This is a genomic window from Staphylococcus sp. HMSC072B07, assembly GCF_001815505.1.
In the GTDB taxonomy this organism is placed as follows: Bacteria; Bacillota; Bacilli; order Staphylococcales; family Staphylococcaceae; genus Staphylococcus; species Staphylococcus simulans.
Window position 1 is genome coordinate 40314 of sequence record NZ_KV820904.1, and the last position, 19147, is coordinate 59460.

Sequence of the window (19147 nt, forward strand, 5' to 3'; positions counted from 1 at the left end):
TACCTCAATGTGTCTTCTTTACTTGTATCACATACATATTTTTACTATAGAGAGGATAAGAAAATGGCTGAAACTTCTAAATACAATCGCGTTGTCTTGAAATTGAGCGGAGAAGCACTAGCAGGAGAAAAAGGATTCGGAATTAATCCAATCATTATTAAAAGTGTTGCAAAACAAATTGCAGAAGTCGTAGAATTGGACTGTGAAATCGCAGTTATCGTTGGAGGCGGCAACATCTGGAGAGGTAAAACTGGCAGTGATTTAGGTATGGATCGCGGGACAGCTGACTACATGGGTATGTTAGCAACAGTTATGAATGCATTAGCACTCCAAGACAGTTTAGAACAACTTGACTGTGATACACGTGTTTTAACATCAATCGAAATGAAACAGGTCGCTGAACCTTATATTAGACGTCGTGCAATCAGACACCTAGAGAAAAAACGTGTTGTAATTTTTGCTGCGGGTATTGGCAACCCTTACTTCTCAACAGATACAACAGCTGCATTACGCGCAGCTGAAGTAGAAGCTGATGTAATTTTAATGGGTAAAAATAATGTTGACGGTGTTTACTCAGCTGATCCAAAAGTTGATAAAGACGCAGTTAAATATGAGCATTTGACATACATTCAAATGTTACAAGAGGGTCTTCAAGTCATGGACTCAACTGCCGCTTCATTCTGTATGGACAACAACATTCCGTTGAATGTGTTCTCTATTTCAGAAGAGGGTAATATTAAGCGTGCGGTATTAGGCGAAGAAATCGGAACAACTATAACTAAATAATTTTATAAATTTGAGGTGTAAGAAAGATGAGTGACATTTTAAGCGAAACGAAATTAAGAATGAAAAAATCTATCGAGAGTTTATCACGCGAATTTGCGACAGTTAACGCAGGTCGTGCAAACTCTAACTTATTAGCTAGTGTAAATGTTGATTACTATGGTGCACCAACACCTGTACAACAATTAGCAAGCATCAACGTACCTGAACCACGTTTATTAGTAGTATCACCTTACGACAAATCATCAATCTCTGAAATTGAGCGTGCAATCAACGCAGCAAACTTAGGTGTTAACCCTACAAGTGATGGTGAAGTGATTCGTATTACAGTACCTGCTTTAACTGAAGAACGTCGTAAAGAATTAGTAAAAGACGTTAAGAAAATGGCTGAAAATGCGAAAGTATCTGTACGTAATATTCGTCGTGACAGCAATGATGAATTGAAAAAAGACGAAAAAAATGGGGATATCTCAGAAGATGAATTACGTTCAGCAACAGAACAAGTTCAAAAAATCACTGATGATTCTATTAAAGAAATTGAAAAAGTATTAGATGAAAAAGAAAAAGACATTATGGCTGTCTAATCATCTAAACAGATTTAAGCAAGACAGTGTTTAAATCACTTATTAAAACTGTACCAACTCAGACTTTGGTACAGTTTTTTAATTGTTCTATTCATTGCGTTTAACGAGTGTGATAAAATGATAGATAATTGCATGAATAATCTATTATAATGTAACAGAGATAGATTGAGCTCGGAGGATAGACCATGTTTAAAAAGCTAAGAAATAAGAATCGTTCTGAAACTGAAACGAACCATTCAGAATTAGATTTACATAACATACCCGAACATATAGCGATTATCATGGATGGTAATGGCCGTTGGGCGAAGAAACGTAAAATGCCAAGAATCAAAGGGCATTATGAGGGAATGCAAACCATTAAGAAAATCACAAGAGCAGCAAATGATATTGGTGTAAAGTATTTAACGCTCTACGCCTTTTCAACTGAAAATTGGTCCCGTCCTGAACAAGAGGTAAATTATATTATGAATTTACCAGTGAATTTCCTTAAGACTTTTTTACCTGAATTAATTGAAAAAGATGTCAAAGTTGAAACTATCGGATTTACAGATGATCTGCCGGCATCAACGTTAAAAGCAATTAATCACGCGAAAGAAAAGACAGCACATAATCAAGGACTTAAATTGATTTTTGCGATTAATTACGGTGGAAGAGCAGAAATCGTAGACAGTGTTCGTCGAATGTTTGATGATATGCAGAAACAAGGATATAATAGCGAGGATATCACTGAAAGTATGATGAATCAGTATTTAATGACAAGTCAGTATCCTGATCCTGAATTATTGATTCGCACATCTGGGGAACAACGTATCAGCAATTTCTTAATATGGCAGATTTCATATAGTGAATTTATATTTGACCAGAAATTGTGGCCTGATTTTGATGAACAAGAATTGTATGATTGTATTAAGATATATCAAAAAAGACAACGTCGCTTCGGCGGGCTATTATAATTTAAGGTAGGAATTTAATATGAGAGTAAGAACGGTCACGGCTATTATTGCCTTAATCATCTTTTTACCGATATTAATTATCGGTGGTCAAGTACTGATGTACTTTTCATTTTTACTAGCGTTTATCGCTTTAAAAGAATTACTAAATATGAATAAAATCCGTTTTATTTCTATACCAGGGATTATCAGTGCACTTGGGCTCGTCATTATTATGTTGCCGCAAGATTTAGGTTCATTAGTCCCTGCTATACAGTTGAAGGGACTTGTAATCATGAGTTTCGTGGTACTAAGTTATACGGTTATGTCTAAAAACCGCTTCAGCTTCATCGACGCAGCCTTTTGCTTAATGTCTGTTGCATATGTCGGCATCGGCTTCATGTACTTATATGAAACACGTGAAGCAGGTCTTGCCTTCATTTTATATGCTTTCTTAGTCGTATGGACAACAGATACAGGGGCTTACTTATTTGGACGCAGTATCGGTAAACATAAATTATGGCCGGTTATCAGTCCAAATAAAACGATTGAAGGTTTTATCGGCGGCGTGCTATGCAGCTTGTTGGTACCGATCATTATGCAGATGTTTATTGAATTCCCAGTCAACATTTTCGTTATGATGGTTGTAACGGTTGTATTAAGTATGTTCGGACAACTTGGCGACTTAGTTGAATCAGGATTCAAACGTCACTTTGGTGTGAAAGACTCAGGTAAAATATTACCAGGACATGGTGGTATTCTCGATCGCTTCGACAGCTTTATGTTCGTATTACCGCTATTAAATATTTTACTTTTACAAAACTAAAAACGTGAGGCATGCGGTTATGCAAACAAAGAAACAGCGTTTGCTTAAGGCATGCCTCATTTTTGTAACATCGTATATTTGTTGTATGTTCGCATGATTTTCATTAAAATGATTTTATAAAATGTTACCGTCACATGTATCTTGTTTAAGCAAGTTTTACATATTTGATGGACCAATTAATTAAATAGGAGTGGCCCAATTTTGCTAATAACTATACTATCTTTTATTATCGTATTCGGCGTATTAGTCTTCGTGCATGAGTTCGGTCACATGTTCTTCGCGAAGCGTGCAGGGATTATGTGTCCTGAATTTGCGATAGGCATGGGACCGAAAATATTCAGTTTCAGAAAGAATGAAACGTTATATACTATCCGTTTATTACCCGTCGGCGGTTATGTCCGTATGGCAGGGGACGGTTTAGAAGAACCGCCTGTAGAACCAGGTATGTCAGTTAAGATTAAATTAAATGATCAAGATGAAATTACGCATATCTTGTTAGATGATCAACATAAATTCCAACAAGCAGAAGTCATTGAAGTGAAGAAAATTGACTTCAAAGATGAAATGTATTTAGAAGGTATTACCTCTTATGATGACGAACGCCATCGTTTTTATATTGCGAAAGAAGCATATTTTGTAGAAAATGGTTCGTTAATCCAAATTGCACCGCGTAATCGTCAATTGGTACACAAAACACCATGGCAAAAATTCTTAACATTGTTTGCAGGACCATTATTCAACTTCTTGCTTGCGATTGTGATTTTTATCGGATTAGCGTATTACCAAGGCACACCGAATAATGTGGTGAAACAAGTCGCGGATAATACACCAGCACAAGAAATCGGTTTGAAGCCTGGTGATAAAATTGAACAAATCGGTGATAAAAAAATTGAGAACTTTAAAGATATCACAAAAGCTTTAGAAGATAATAAAGGTCAAAAAGTTTCAATTCAATATGAGCGTGACGGTCACCAAAAATCAGCTGAATTCAAACCTAAAAAAGTCGTTGAGAAGTTAACCAAACTGACATCTCAAACACGCTATATCTTAGGTTTCCAACCTGATAAAGACCATAGCTCTCTGATTGCGCCGCTTACAACAGGTGTAGAGCAATTCTTCAAAGCAGGAACGATTATTTTCACAGCAATTGTGTCTATGATAGGGAGTATCTTTACAGGTGGATTTTCATTCGACATGTTGAATGGACCTGTCGGTATTTACCATAATGTTGATACTGTGGTGAAAACTGGTATCATTAACTTGATAGCATGGACAGCTATGTTAAGTGTGAACTTAGGTTTAATGAACCTATTACCAATTCCAGCATTAGACGGCGGAAGAATTCTGTTCGTTATTTATGAAGCGATTTTCAGAAAGCCCGTCAACAAAAAAGCGGAAGCCTACATTATTGGTGCAGGTGCTATATTTGTAGTAATTATTATGATATTAGTGACATGGAATGACATACAACGTTATTTCTTATAGGAAATGGAGGAGCTCAGTTTTATGAGACAGTCAAAAGTATTTATACCAACGTTAAGAGAGGTGCCAGCGGAAGCTGAAGCCTTAAGTCATCGATTACTGTTAAAAGCAGGATTGATTAAACAAAGTACAAGTGGAATTTATAGTTATTTACCGCTTGCGACACGTGTATTAAATAATATTACATCAATTATCAGAGAAGAAATGGAGAAAATTGATGCGGTAGAAATCTTAATGCCGGCATTACAACCTTCAGAATTATGGGAAGAATCAGGACGTTGGGAAGCTTATGGCAGTGAATTGATGCGTCTGACTGATCGTAATGGTCGTCAATTCGCGTTAGGACCAACACATGAAGAAGTCGTCACATCATTAGTACGTGATGAATTGAAATCTTATAAGCAATTACCTTTAACACTATTCCAAATTCAATCTAAATTCAGAGATGAAAAGCGTCCACGTTTCGGTTTATTACGCGGTCGTGAATTCATTATGAAAGATGCGTATTCATTCCATGCGGATGAAGCGTCATTAGATGAGACATACAATGATATGTATGATGCATATGGCCGTATCTTTAAGCGTGCGGGTATTAACGCACGTCCAGTGGTCGCAGATTCAGGTGCAATCGGCGGCAGCCATACTCATGAATTTATGGCGTTAAGTGAAATCGGTGAAGATACAATTGTTTACAGTGAAAACAGCGACTACGCTGCTAATATTGAAAAAGCAGAAGTTGTGTATGAGCCAAAAGCACACGATGAAGCTTTACTGGAATTAGAAAAGGTTGAAACACCAAATGCCCATACAGCACAAGAAGTGGCAGATTTCTTAAATCGCCCACTAGATCAAATTACGAAATCAATGGTATTCAAAGTAGATGGCGAATTTGTGATTGTCTTAGTGCGTGGCCATCATGAAGTGAATGATGTAAAATTAAAAGCTTACTTCGGTACAGACAATATTGAACTTGCGAGCCAAGATGAAATTATCAACTTAGTGGGTGCGAACCCAGGTTCAATCGGACCTATTCAAGAAAAAGGTATCAAAGTATATGCGGATAATTTCGTACAAGAAATCCCTAATATTGTCGTTGGTGCAAATGAAGATGGTTACCATTATGTGAATGCGAATCCAGAACGTGACTTTAACGTAGAAGCGTTCGGCGACTTCCGCTTCATCTTAGAAGGTGAACCGCTCAGCGATGGTTCAGGCGAAGCTAAATTCGCTGAAGGTATCGAAGTTGGACAAGTCTTCAAACTCGGCACAAAATACTCTGAATCTATGAATGCGACATTCTTAGATAACCAAGGTAAAGCACAACCATTAATCATGGGTTGCTATGGTATCGGGGTTTCAAGAACATTAAGTGCGATTGTAGAACAAAACAATGATGACAATGGTATTATCTGGCCTAAATCAGTGACACCATTTGAAGTACACTTAATTACGATTAATCCTAAGAAAGATGATCAAAGAGAACTTGGTGATGAGTTATACCAAGCGCTTCAAGCGTCATTTGAAGTCTTATACGATGATCGTAAAGAACGTGCAGGTGTTAAATTCAACGATGCTGACTTAATCGGTTTACCAGTGCGTGTTGTAGTTGGTAAACGTGCGGCAGAAGGTATTGTTGAAGTGAAACGTCGTGACAATGGAGAAAGCGAAGAAGTTGCGGCAGCAGATTTAGTGAATTACGTGAAAGATTTATACGAACAAATTTAATTTTATAAATCAAAAAGCCGAAGTGCTCTGACTGCACTTCGGCTTTTTACATAGCGAAAAATTCAGTTTGCTCATTTTAAGTATTACTGGAAATTTGGTATAATATTTTAGAACTTCAGAACAGAGATGAAAATCAACCGCGTTGTCAAACGTGGTTCCATTTTTTCTATACTCAAAAGGGCATGCACCTTTTTAAATAAATTAAAATTCTCCCTAACCGTATGAACGATGTAATTAATGACTAAGGTGGTAATGGTCTTGGCAATGACAAATCAAGAAAAATTTAAAGTGTTAGCTGATCAGATTAAAATTGCGAATCAGCTCGAACCAGATATTATAGAAAACAGTGAATTAAACCGCATTGATGTCTCTCAAAAAGAGCGGACATGGTTATTTCAAATTACACTACCTCGCTTTTTAACTTATGAAGACTACATGTTATTTACCCACGCTTTGATTGAAGAATTTAAAGAGATTGCGACTGTAGATTGGCATTTTGTTGTTCAAGATACAAGAAACCAAGATGAGTTTGCGATGAAATACTTCAACCATTGTATTGAACAGACGAGATTGTCACCCAAAGTAAAAGGACAATTAAGACAAAAACGTCTGATTACTTCAGGTAATGTCTTAAAAGTGATGGTTTCAAATGATATTGAACGTGATTATTTCCATAAAGCGTGTAACGGCAGCTTAGTCAAAGCATACCAACAATGCGGCTTTGACGTGAATAAGATTGTCTTTGAAACAGACACGTCTGAACATGATAATGATTTAGCTTCATTAGAAGCACATATTCAAGAAGAGGATCAACAAAGCGCAAGAGAAGCAACTGAAAAATTAGAACGTATGAAAGCTGAAAAAGCTAAGCAACAAGATAATAACGAAAGTGCTGTTGATAAATGTCAAATCGGTAAACCAATCCAAGTGGATAACGTCAGACCGATTGAATCTATTATTGAAGAAGAATTCAAAGTGGCGATTGAAGGCGTTATCTTTGATATGAATATCAAAGAACTAAAAAGTGGTCGTCACATCGTAGAATTAAAAGTAACAGATTACACAGACTCACTCGTACTAAAAATGTTTACACGTAAAAACAAAGACGATTTAGAACATTTCAAAGCGTTAAGTGTCGGTAAATGGGTACGTGCGCAAGGCCGTATTGAAGAAGATACTTTCGTACGTGATTTAGTCATGATGATGTCTGATATTGAAGAAATTAAGAAAACACCAAAACTAGATAAAGCAGAAGATAAGCGTGTGGAATTACATCTGCATACAGCGATGAGTCAAATGGACGGTATTAATCAAATCGGTGATTATGTGGCACAAGCTGCGAAATGGGGACATCCTGCCATCGCAGTAACGGACCATAATGTCGTTCAAGCTTATCCAGATGCGTTCAGTGCTGCTGAAAAGCATGGCATTAAAATGATTTACGGTATGGAAGGTATGCTAGTAGACGATGGTGTACCGATTGCATACAATCCGACTGACCGTAATCTTAAAGACGCGACTTATGTGGTATTTGACGTTGAGACGACTGGTTTATCAAACCAATACGACAAAATTATCGAGTTAGCCGCTGTAAAAGTCCATGATGGCGAAATCATTGATAAGTTCGAACGTTTCAGTAATCCGCATGAGCGTTTATCTGAAACTATCAAGAATTTGACGCACATCTCAGATGAAATGTTAGTTGATGCTCCTGAAATTGATGATGTATTAACAGAATTCAAAGAATGGGTCGGAGATGCGATTTTCGTTGCCCATAACGCATCCTTCGATATGGGCTTCATTGATACTGGCTATGAACGTGCAGGTTTAGGCCATTATACAAATGGTGTTATCGATACTTTAGAATTATCACGTACGATAAATACAGAATTTGGTAAACATGGTTTGAACTTCTTAGCCAAAAAATATGGTGTTGAACTGACACAACATCACCGTGCCATCTATGATACAGAAGCTACGGCTTATATTTTTATTAAAATGTTGAAACAAGTGGATGAACTCGGTGTTAAAAATCATCAAGATATCAACCAATCACTATCAAACGAAGATGCTTATAAACGTGCACGTCCAAGTCATGTGACGATTTTAGTTCAAAACCAAACAGGTTTAAAAAACTTATTCAAGATTGTCAGTGAATCCTTAGTGACGTATTACTATCGTACACCGAGAATTCCACGTTCATTATTAGATGAGTACCGTGAAGGTTTATTAATCGGTTCAGCATGTGATGAAGGTGAAGTCTTTACTGCGGTAATGCAGAAAGACCAATCTCAAGTTGAACATATTGCGAAATATTATGACTATATAGAAGTACAACCGCCTGCGTTATACCAAGATTTAATCGATCGTGAATTGATTCGTGATAATGAAACTATGATTGAGATTTATCAGCGTTTGCTTGAAGCGGGTAAAGCAGTCAATGTGCCAGTGGTTGCGACAGGTAATGTGCATTACTTAAATGAACACGATGCAATTGCACGTAAAATCTTAATCGCGTCTCAACCAGGTAACCCATTAAATCGTTCTACGTTACCAGAAGCACATTTCAGAACGACAGATGAAATGTTAGATGCATTCCATTTCTTAGGTGAAGAGAAAGCGAAAGAAATTGTCGTTGATAATACACAAGCACTAGCTGATCGTATTGAACGTGTTGTACCGATTAAAGACAAATTGTATACACCTAATATGGATGGTGCGAATGAAGAAATTCGTGAAATGAGTTATGCGAATGCGCGTAAATTATATGGTGATGATTTACCGCAAATTGTTATTGATCGTCTTGAAAAAGAATTAGAAAGTATTATTGGTAATGGATTCGCTGTTATCTACTTGATTTCGCAACGTTTGGTTAAGAAATCACTCAACGATGGTTACTTAGTAGGTTCACGTGGTTCTGTCGGCTCAAGCTTCGTTGCGACAATGACTGAAATTACCGAAGTGAATCCATTGCCTCCGCACTACATTTGTCCAAAATGTAAGAAGAGCGAGTTCTTTAATGACGGTTCCGTCGGTTCTGGTTTCGACTTGCCAGATAAGACATGTGAATGTGGTGCTGAAATGATTAAAGAAGGCCAAGATATTCCTTTCGAAACATTCTTAGGCTTCAAAGGTGACAAAGTACCAGATATTGACTTGAACTTCAGTGGTGAGTATCAACCTGAAGCACATAACTACACGAAAGTCTTATTCGGTGAAGATAAAGTATTCCGTGCCGGAACTATCGGTACAGTCGCAGAGAAAACTGCATTCGGTTATGTCAAAGGTTATTTAAATGACCAAGGTATTCATAAACGTGGTGCTGAAATTGACCGTTTAGTTAAAGGTTGTACTGGTGTTAAACGTACAACAGGTCAACACCCTGGCGGTATCATTGTAGTACCTGATGATATGGATATTTATGACTTTACTCCGATTCAATATCCAGCGGATGACCAATCATCAGCTTGGATGACAACGCACTTCGACTTCCACTCCATTCATGATAACGTCTTGAAACTCGATATTCTTGGACACGATGATCCAACGATGATTCGTATGCTTCAAGATTTATCAGGCATTGATCCGAAAACAGTGCCGGTCGATGACAAAGAAACAATGCGTATTTTCAGTACGCCAGAATCCTTAGGTGTTACAGAAGAAGACATTTTATGTAAGACAGGGACATTCGGTGTACCAGAATTCGGTACAGCGTTCGTTCGTCAAATGTTAGAAGATACGAAACCGACAACATTCTCTGAACTCGTTCAGATTTCTGGATTATCTCATGGTACAGACGTATGGTTAGGCAATGCCCAAGAATTAGTACGTTCAGGTACATGTGATCTATCTGGAGTTATCGGTTGTCGTGACGATATCATGGTGTATTTAATGTATGCCGGATTAGAACCATCATTAGCCTTCAAAATTATGGAGGCAGTACGTAAAGGTAAAGGCCTGCAAGAAGAATGGGAAGAAATCATGAAAGAGAATAATGTACCGGATTGGTATTTAGACTCATGTAAGAAAATCAAGTACATGTTCCCGAAAGCCCATGCGGCAGCTTACGTATTAATGGCGGTACGTATCGCTTACTTCAAAGTACATTATCCGTTATATTATTATGCGTCTTACTTTACTGTTCGTGCATCAGACTTTGACTTATTAACCATGATCAAAGATAAAGAAGGTATCAAAGCGGCAGTGAAAGATATGTATTCTAAATACATGGAACTTGGCAAGAAAGAAAAAGACGTTTTAACTGTGCTTGAAATCATGAACGAAATGGCGCATCGCGGTTTCCGTATGCAGCCGATCAGTTTAGAAAAGAGTCAGGCATTTGAATTTATTATTGAAGGTGATACATTGATTCCACCGTTTATTGCGGTGCCAGGTCTAGGTGAAAACGTAGCGAAACGTATTGTTGAAGCACGTAATGAAGGACCGTTCTTATCTAAAGAAGACTTGAATAAGAAAGCGGGTCTTTCTCAAAAAGTCATTGAGTATTTAGATGATTTAGGTTCATTACCTGGTTTACCTGATAAAGCACAATTATCAATTTTTGATATGTAATGCTTAAAAAGTGTCAACTGTGCTACAATTGGCATTTAAAGATGTACTGTGTTATAATCATAGTGCGTAAAAAATGAACTTTAGTCACGAAGAGTGGGGTTTACCCGCTCTTTTCTATTTGTATAAAGGAGGTCAGCATGAGTAAAATTACTGAACAAATCGAAACAATTATTCAACCGGTTTTAGATGAATTGAATTTTGAACTCGTGGATATTGAATTCACAAAAGAAGGTAGAGACCGCTATCTTAGAATCTCTATTGATAAAGAGGGCGGCGTTGATTTAAATGATTGCACATTAGCATCAGAAAAAATCAGCGCAGCAATGGATGAAGCAGATCCGATTGAACAAATGTATTACCTAGACGTTGCGTCACCAGGTGCTGAGCGTCCTATCAAAGACGATAAGGCGTTTCGTAATGCAGTCAATCAACCTGTATTTGTCACTCTTTATGCGCCGGTTGAAGGTGCTAAAGAATGGTTAGGTGTCTTGCAGTCAGTAGATGACGAGTCAGTTGTGATCGAAGTGCAAGTCAAATCAAAGAAAAAGCAAGTTGAAATCCCAAGAAATAAAATTGCTAAAGCACGTCATGCAGTTTTGATTTAACGTGAGTAGGAGGATTTAACCGTGTCAAATGAATTAATATTAGCAGTAGAATATTTGGAAAAAGAAAAGAAAATTCCTAGAGAAGTACTAATCGATGCGATTGAAGCAGCATTGATTACTGCTTATAAAAAGAACTATGAATCTTCACGTAATGCACGTGTGGAATTGAATATGGACGAAGGTACGTTCAAAGTTATCGCACGTAAAGAAGTCGTAGAAGAAGTATTTGATGACCGCGATGAAGTGGACATCAGTACAGCGTTGGTGAAAAACCCAGCATATGAAATCGGTGATATCTACGAAGAAGATGTTACACCGAAAGACTTCGGCCGTGTGGGTGCACAAGCAGCAAAACAAGCTGTGATGCAACGTTTACGCGATGCTGAAAGAGAAATTCTTTATGATGAATTTATCGATAAAGAAGAAGATATCATGACTGGTATCATCGACAGAGTCGATCACAGATATGTGTATGTTAACTTAGGACGCACTGAAGCGGTATTATCTGAAGCTGAAAGAAGTCCAAATGAAAGTTACATTCCAAATGAACGTATCAAAGTATACGTTAATAAAGTAGAACAAACGACAAAAGGTCCTCAAATCTATGTATCACGTAGTCATCCTGGCTTATTGAAACGTTTGTTTGAAGAAGAAGTACCTGAAATTTATGATGGTACTGTTGTGATTAAATCAGTTGCACGTGAAGCGGGCGACCGTTCAAAAATCAGTGTCTACTCTGAAAATGATGATATTGATGCTGTCGGCGCATGTGTAGGTGCAAAAGGGGTCCGTGTTGAAGCGATTGTTGAAGAGCTTGGCGGAGAAAAAATTGATATCGTACAATGGAATGAAAATCCTAAAGTCTTTGTGAAAAACGCATTAAGCCCTTCACAAGTTTTAGAAGTAATTGTAGACGAAGACAATCAATCTACAACAGTAGTTGTTCCTGATTATCAATTATCACTAGCTATCGGTAAACGTGGTCAAAACGCACGTTTAGCAGCGAAATTGACAGGTTGGAAAATCGATATTAAATCTGAAACAGATGCACGTGAAGCAGGTATCTACCCAGTGCCAGAACAAGACGAAGTTGAAGAAACACCAATCGAAGAAGATCTTTCTGAAGATGTGGTAGTGGCACAAGTAGAAGAAGTACCTGAAGTTGAGGAAGTTGAAGATGTTGAAGTAGAAGAAGCGGAAGACATTGAAGCAGCTGAATCAGAAGAAGACGAAGCTTCAGAAGAAACAGAAGCTAAAAAAGACGTAGAAGAATAATTTGGAGTGAATGCCTTTATGAAGAAAAAGAAGATTCCAATGAGAAAGTGTATACTTTCAAATGAAATGCGTCCCAAAAACGATATGATTCGTGTGGTTATAAACAAAGAAGGTGAAATTTCTGCAGATGCGACAGGTAAGAAACCTGGACGTGGTGCGTACGTTTCTAAAGATGTAGCACTTGTAGAAAAAGCACAGCAAAAAGGCATTTTAGAGAAGTTCTTTAATGCTGATGCTGAAATTTTAGAGCCTGTCTATAAAGAAATCATACGTCTCATTTACAGAGAAGAGATTCCAAAATGAATAAGAGCAACATCTTGAATTTTTTAGGATTGGCAATGCGGGCTGGCAAGGTTAAAAGTGGTGAGTCGGTTATTCTGACAGAAATCAAAAAGCGAAAAACATCGTTAGTGATTCTGTCTGAGGATGCGTCATCGAGGACAACCAAAGAAATCAGTCAAAAATGTGAGAGTTATCACGTTCCGTTGCGTATATTCGGTACAAGAGAAGAGTTAGGCCAAGCACTTGGCAAATCTTCTCGCGTGAATATAGCTATAATGGATAACGGTTTTGCCAAAAAGCTATTATCAATGATAGATGAATAACGTAAGGAGTGATTATATGAGTAAAAAGAGAATTTACGAGTATGCAAAAGATTTAAAATTAAAAAGTAAAGATGTTATTGATGAATTGAAGAAGATGAATGTTGAGGTGTCTAACCACATGCAAGCGTTAGAACCGAATGAAATCAAAGAGTTGGATAAAAAATTCAAACCAAATTCATCTAAAGATAAGCAAAACGATAAAGCTGCTCAAAATAATCACAAAAAACATCAAAACAATAATAAAGATAAAAATAATAATAACAACAATAATAGCGGTAATGCTAAAAAGAATAATAAAAAAGGCAACAAGAACCACAACAAAAATAATAATAAAAACAACAACAAACATAAGAAAAACAATAATCAAAAACCAGCACCAGAACAACCGAAAAAAGAAATGCCAGAAAAAATTACTTATTTAGAAGGTATTACGGTTGGCGAATTAGCTGACAAAATGAATATTGAGTCATCAAGTATTGTTAAGAAATTATTCTTACTTGGTATTATGGCAAACATTAACCAATCATTAGACGATGAAACAATTGAGTTAATCGCTGATGATTATGGTGTAGAAGTAGAAAAAGAAGTAGTCATTGACGAAGAAGACTTAGACATCTACTTCGATGATGAAGAAGAAGATCCGGATGCAATTGAGCGTCCAGCAGTTGTAACAATCATGGGACACGTTGACCATGGTAAAACAACGCTACTTGACTCAATCAGAAATACACATGTGACACAAGGTGAAGCGGGCGGTATCACACAACATATCGGTGCTTACCAAATCACAAATGACGGCAAAAAAATCACTTTCTTAGATACACCTGGACACGCAGCCTTCACTACTATGCGTGCACGTGGTGCGCAAGTCACTGATATCACAATCTTAGTGGTTGCAGCAGACGACGGTGTTATGCCTCAAACAATTGAAGCGATTAACCATGCGAAAGAAGCAGATGTGCCGATTATCGTAGCGGTAAACAAAATTGATAAACCAACAGCAAACCCTGATCGTGTTATGCAGGAATTAACTGAACACGGTTTATTCCCTGAAGACTGGGGCGGCGACACAATCTTCGTACCACTTTCAGCATTAAGCGGTGACGGTATTGAAGACTTATTAGAAATGATCGTCTTAGTATCAGAAGTACAAGAATTAAAAGCGAACCCAGACAAACGTGCTGTCGGTACAGTTATTGAAGCTGAATTAGACAAATCACGTGGTCCTGCGGCATCATTATTAGTTCAAAATGGTACGTTGCATGTGGGAGATGCTATTGTAGTAGGTAATACGTTCGGTCGTATCCGTGCAATGGTGAATGATTTAGGTCAACGTATCAAATCAGCTGGTCCATCAACACCGGTTGAAATTACTGGTATTAATGATGTACCACAAGCCGGTGACCGCTTCGTTGTCTTCTCTGACGAAAAACAAGCACGTAGAATCGGTGAAGCACGTCATGAAGAAAGCATCTTACAACAACGTCAAGAAAGCAAAAACGTTTCATTAGACAACTTGTTCGAACAAATGAAACAAGGTGAAATGAAAGACCTTAACGTAATCATCAAAGGTGACGTACAAGGTTCAGTAGAAGCATTAGCAGCTTCACTTATGAAAATTGATGTTGAAGGTGTTAACGTTCGTATCATCCATACAGCAGTGGGTGCAATCAACGAATCTGACGTTACACTTGCGAATGCTTCAAACGGTATTATCATCGGCTTCAACGTACGTCCTGACTCTGGTGCGAAACGTGCAGCTGAACAAGAAAATGTAGACTTACGTTTACACCGTGTTATCTACGACGTAATCGAAGAAATTGAATCAGCGATGAAAGGTATGCTTGACCCTGAATACGAAGAAAAAGTTATCGGACAAGCTGAAGTTCGTCAAACATTCAAAGTTTCTAAAGTCGGTACAATCGCAGGATGTTATGTAACTGAAGGTAAAATTACACGTAACGCAGGAGTACGCGTCATCCGTGACGGTATTGTCATCTTCGAAGGTAAACTTGATACGTTAAAACGTTTCAAAGACGATGCGAAAGAAGTGGCAAAAGGTTACGAGTGTGGTATTACAATTGAAAAATACAACGACTTAAAAGTTGACGATATTATCGAAGCATACGAAATGGTTGAAATCCAACGTTAAACTTGATAATTTAGATAAAAGCACTTCCTTAAGCGGGAGTGCTTTTTCGTATGATTAAGGGAATACTATCATAAATATAATTGGGAGGTGTATGTATGATGGTTAACAATATTTGGTTTAATCTTGCGAGTCAGGACTTAGACAAAAGCAAGAAGTTTTATCAAAATATCGGCTTTGAGATTATGGAACGTCCGGAACAAGAGGGCAAGATGTTCGGTATCAAAGCAAAAAAAGGCTCTCCGATAATGATTGTAGCCATGAAATACTTTGAATCATATATTCATCGCGTACCTTATGGTAATGATGCGTTGATTTCACTTTCGGTTGATACAAAAGAAGAAGCACATCAACTTAAAGAAGATGTACAGAGTTTCGGAGGTAAAATTATCGATCAACCTAAAGAACGTGATGGTTTTTATGGCTTCACATTTGAAGATATTGATGGGCATTTCTTCAACATTCTAGTTTTTGATGAATAAAAATCATAAAACATATTAAATATCCAATCTGATGATAGTCTCAGCACTGTATTCAGATTGGATTTTTTATTTTAAAACAGATTGACCTCTATAAGAACTGGGTTTGTAAATGTATTGTAAAGTTTCAATAAAAATCATAAAACTTATTGAAATAGGCTTTGCATAGGCATATGATTAAATCGAAATTATACATAACTTTTAACAAGTTGTGAGAAGTTGAATTTAATATCACTACAGCAATCTATTTTATAATCTAGAAGGTGAACAGCTATGAAAACAATCTTTGGACACAGGGGTGTACCAAGTGTCGCACCAGAGAACACGTTAGCATCTTATCATGCCGCAGCAGAAATTCCTGAACTGCAATGGATTGAAGTCGATGTCGGAATTACTGCAGATGAACAATTAATAATGATTCATGATGATTATTTAGATCGTACAACTTCAATGACAGGAGAAATCAGTGAAACCTTATTTAAAGATATCCAACAAGCGAGTGCAGGTTATTGGTTCCATCCAAAATTCAAAGAAGAAAAAGTTCTAACTTTCGATGAATTTATTGATTTTGTGAATGCCTCTCAACTAAATGTCAATATTGAACTAAAAGGTATTACAGGTAATCATGGACCAAAATTAGCTAAATCATTAATTAAACAGTTACTTGAAGCAATGCCGAAATTTAGTCCTGAAGTAGAAATATTATTTTCAAGCTTTAATATTCCATTGCTTAAAGCAGTTCAAGAAGCACTTCCTCAATATCCTAGAGCGGTACTCTATGAAATGTGTGCATTTTATGAAGATTGGCGTACAGTTTTAGATTTTTGTGATACACATATTTTGCATTTGGAAGATATTGATTTGACTGAAGCGTTAGTCAGACGTATCAAAGATGATGGTTATATTTTAAATGTATATACCGTGAATGATGTAGATAGAGTGAACCAACTCTTTAACCTTGGCGTGGATGGTGTGTTTACAGACTATCCGCAAAATTTAGTACATTTGCAAGAATCACTTTGACATAGGCCGCAACTAGGAGGAAAAACAACATGAATTGGCTGATGCATAAACTAGGATTGAAAAATGCGAGACAACTGGCAGGATACCTTTCTGTTGTCACTGCAGGACAAATTATTTATTCAGGATTCGAAGCTTTTAAAGGTACGTTTTATCACCAACTCTTGCAGGTACTGCATGTTAATAATGCGGAACTTGGTGTGATTTTTAGTTTAATCGGGTTATCAATGTTCTTCTATATTCCAGGTGGATGGATCAATAATAGATTCTCGATTCGTTCTTTACTCATCACGGGGATGTCAATTCGTTTTATCACGATGTGTATCGTGATTTTCTTGAATCCGAGCTTTACGATATTGAAAGTGATCGCAATCATTTGGGGATTAGTTGAAGCGTTCTTCTGGCCTGCAGTATTGAATGGGGTAGTTTTCTTCACTGATCGTGAACATAGAGGTTTAGGTTTTGGATTATTAGAATCCATTCGCCGTGCACAAGAAATATTGATGAACTTATTACTTGTAGCCATTATGGCTGCGGTGAGTGGTGTCGTCGTATTAAAAGGCGGTATGTTAGCCTATAACTTATTATTAATCCCGATGATTATTTTAATATGGAAATTTGTACCGAAAAATGGGATTGCGGCTGATGAATCGCATAATCAAGAAACAGGTTATAAATCTGCGAAAGCTTTAAAAGGGTTATTGTATGTGTTAACACAACCAAAAGTATGGTTAGCTGCGATTACCGCAATGTCAGTATATTGGGGGTATATTATTTTGATTTACACTGTACCTTATTTACAAAGTGTTTATCATTTAACAACAGCACAAACTGCATTTTTCGGTGTAATCAATACAGCTTTGATGAGCGTTATCGCTGGTGTTATTGCGGGAATGATTTCGGACTTTGTCTTTAAATCTTCAGCGAAAATGATTGGTGTAGCATTACTCGCATCAACAGTTATTTTAATCATTATTGTATACTTTAAAATCGGAACACAGTTAAGTATTGTTTTATTAGTAATCTTGTCATTAACGACATTCTTATCAAAAAGTGTATTGCTTGCGCCAATTTCAGAATTGAAATTACCTGAAGATTTTTCAGGGTCTGCGATGAGTGTCGGTTCGTTTTTAGCGTATGCGCCAGTCTTTTGGGTGTATCAATTAAATGGTAATTTACTGGATGCATTTAAAGGACATGAAGCTGTTGCCTATCAAATGATTTTTAAAATTGGTATTGTGGTCGCATTATGTGGTGTAGTTTCAGCATTAGTATTAACGTATTTGATGAAACGTTCACGACAACGAGAAGTTCAATAATGAAATGAAATTTAAAAATGAAACGACTAAAAATAACATGATAGTGATTGAATTATTTTTAGTATGAATAAGAAATTTTAACCCAAGTACTTTAAACGCTTGATACAGCTATAAAGTGCTTGGTTTTATTTTTGAAGGAGCCTATTATTTTTAAAAAGTATGTGTTTATTTCTGAAATGTAAAGATTGTTTTGAAATGATATCTTATACGTTTACGCAAAATTAATATGCTTAACTGTTTCTTAACATGTTGCGCGTGTCATATTGATTAATTGCTCAATATAAAGGGAAAAGTTTTGTAAAAGGGACGATTATAGTTTATAATCTTGGATTGAACTCAATCGTTCATTGTTGAAATAAAGAGGTGAAACACACATGAGTAAAATGAGAGCAGAACGCGTTGGTGAACAATTAAAACAAGAGTTGATGGATATTATCAACAATAAAGTTAAAGACCCGAGAATCGGATTTTTAACTATCACTGACGTACAAGTGACAAACGATTTATCTCAAGCTAAAGTCTACTTAACAGTATTAGGTAAAGAAAAAGAAGTAGACGATACGTTTAAAGCGTTAGAAAAAGCACGAGGCTTTATTAAAGCGGAATTAGGTTCAAGACTTCGTCTAAGAACAATTCCAGAATTATATTTCGAATATGATCACTCAATCGAGTACGGTAATAAAATCGAAAGAATGATTCAAGATCTTCATAAAAATGACTAATTAAATGAAGTTATGGGCAGCTATGCAAGTACATAGCTGCTCAGACTGTCGACAAAGTCCTACGGACTTGTC

The 19147-nt window shown here is 36.9% G+C and carries 16 protein-coding genes; all 16 read left to right on the top strand.

Features of this window, described 5'->3' with window-relative positions; genetic code table 11:
- Window positions 1-63 precede the first annotated feature (63 nt).
- The 16 genes from pyrH to rbfA all read left to right on the top strand — a co-directional run bounded on the left by pyrH (window position 64) and on the right by rbfA (window position 19075).
- Window positions 64-786 (top strand): UMP kinase, encoded by a 723-nt coding sequence (pyrH, locus tag HMPREF3031_RS04990; RefSeq protein WP_002480696.1) that lies wholly within the window; start codon window positions 64-66, stop codon window positions 784-786.
- Between the two features lie 26 nt (window positions 787-812).
- Window positions 813-1367, top strand: coding sequence for a ribosome recycling factor (frr, locus tag HMPREF3031_RS04995; protein ID WP_002480697.1), 555 nt, complete (start codon window positions 813-815; stop codon window positions 1365-1367).
- A 185-nt stretch (window positions 1368-1552) separates the two neighbouring features.
- A complete protein-coding gene (locus tag HMPREF3031_RS05000) occupies window positions 1553-2320 on the top strand; it encodes an isoprenyl transferase (protein WP_002480698.1) in 768 nt (255 codons plus the stop codon).
- Between the two features lie 19 nt (window positions 2321-2339).
- A complete protein-coding gene (locus tag HMPREF3031_RS05005) occupies window positions 2340-3122 on the top strand; it encodes a phosphatidate cytidylyltransferase (RefSeq protein ID WP_002480699.1) in 783 nt (260 codons plus the stop codon).
- Window positions 3123-3323: 201 nt separating this feature from the next.
- Window positions 3324-4607, top strand: a complete 1284-nt coding sequence (rseP, locus tag HMPREF3031_RS05010; protein WP_002480700.1) for an RIP metalloprotease RseP — start codon at window positions 3324-3326, stop codon at window positions 4605-4607.
- Between the two features lie 21 nt (window positions 4608-4628).
- The gene (locus tag HMPREF3031_RS05015; RefSeq protein ID WP_002480701.1) at window positions 4629-6329 is read left to right on the top strand and encodes a proline--tRNA ligase; all 1701 of its coding nucleotides are present in this window, start codon (window positions 4629-4631) and stop codon (window positions 6327-6329) included.
- A 264-nt stretch (window positions 6330-6593) separates the two neighbouring features.
- Entirely contained in the window at window positions 6594-10901 is a 4308-nt protein-coding gene (locus HMPREF3031_RS05020; protein ID WP_105978763.1) for a PolC-type DNA polymerase III, read from the top strand.
- A gap of 137 nt (window positions 10902-11038) precedes the next feature.
- Entirely contained in the window at window positions 11039-11506 is a 468-nt protein-coding gene (gene rimP, locus HMPREF3031_RS05025) for a ribosome maturation factor RimP (RefSeq protein WP_002480703.1), read from the top strand.
- Window positions 11507-11527: 21 nt separating this feature from the next.
- Entirely contained in the window at window positions 11528-12781 is a 1254-nt protein-coding gene (gene nusA, locus HMPREF3031_RS05030) for a transcription termination factor NusA (RefSeq protein ID WP_002480704.1), read from the top strand.
- An 18-nt stretch (window positions 12782-12799) separates the two neighbouring features.
- Window positions 12800-13084 (top strand): RNase P modulator RnpM, encoded by a 285-nt coding sequence (gene rnpM / locus HMPREF3031_RS05035; RefSeq protein ID WP_002480705.1) that lies wholly within the window; start codon window positions 12800-12802, stop codon window positions 13082-13084.
- Window positions 13081-13386 (top strand): YlxQ family RNA-binding protein, encoded by a 306-nt coding sequence (locus HMPREF3031_RS05040; protein WP_023015690.1) that lies wholly within the window; start codon window positions 13081-13083, stop codon window positions 13384-13386. Before rnpM ends, HMPREF3031_RS05040 begins: the two co-directional genes overlap by 4 nt.
- Before the next feature lie 16 nt (window positions 13387-13402).
- Window positions 13403-15538, top strand: coding sequence for a translation initiation factor IF-2 (gene infB / locus HMPREF3031_RS05045; RefSeq protein ID WP_023015689.1), 2136 nt, complete (start codon window positions 13403-13405; stop codon window positions 15536-15538).
- A 95-nt stretch (window positions 15539-15633) separates the two neighbouring features.
- Window positions 15634-16017 (top strand): VOC family protein, encoded by a 384-nt coding sequence (locus HMPREF3031_RS05050; protein WP_002480708.1) that lies wholly within the window; start codon window positions 15634-15636, stop codon window positions 16015-16017.
- Window positions 16018-16287: 270 nt separating this feature from the next.
- Window positions 16288-17037 carry a glycerophosphodiester phosphodiesterase family protein gene (locus HMPREF3031_RS05055; RefSeq protein ID WP_070724645.1) on the top strand — a complete coding sequence of 250 codons (750 nt, stop codon included), beginning with the start codon at window positions 16288-16290 and terminating at the stop codon, window positions 17035-17037.
- A gap of 29 nt (window positions 17038-17066) precedes the next feature.
- Window positions 17067-18353 carry an MFS transporter gene (locus HMPREF3031_RS05060; protein WP_070724647.1) on the top strand — a complete coding sequence of 429 codons (1287 nt, stop codon included), beginning with the start codon at window positions 17067-17069 and terminating at the stop codon, window positions 18351-18353.
- 374 nt (window positions 18354-18727) lie between these two features.
- A complete protein-coding gene (rbfA, locus tag HMPREF3031_RS05065) occupies window positions 18728-19075 on the top strand; it encodes a 30S ribosome-binding factor RbfA (protein WP_002480711.1) in 348 nt (115 codons plus the stop codon).
- Window positions 19076-19147: the final 72 nt, after the last annotated feature.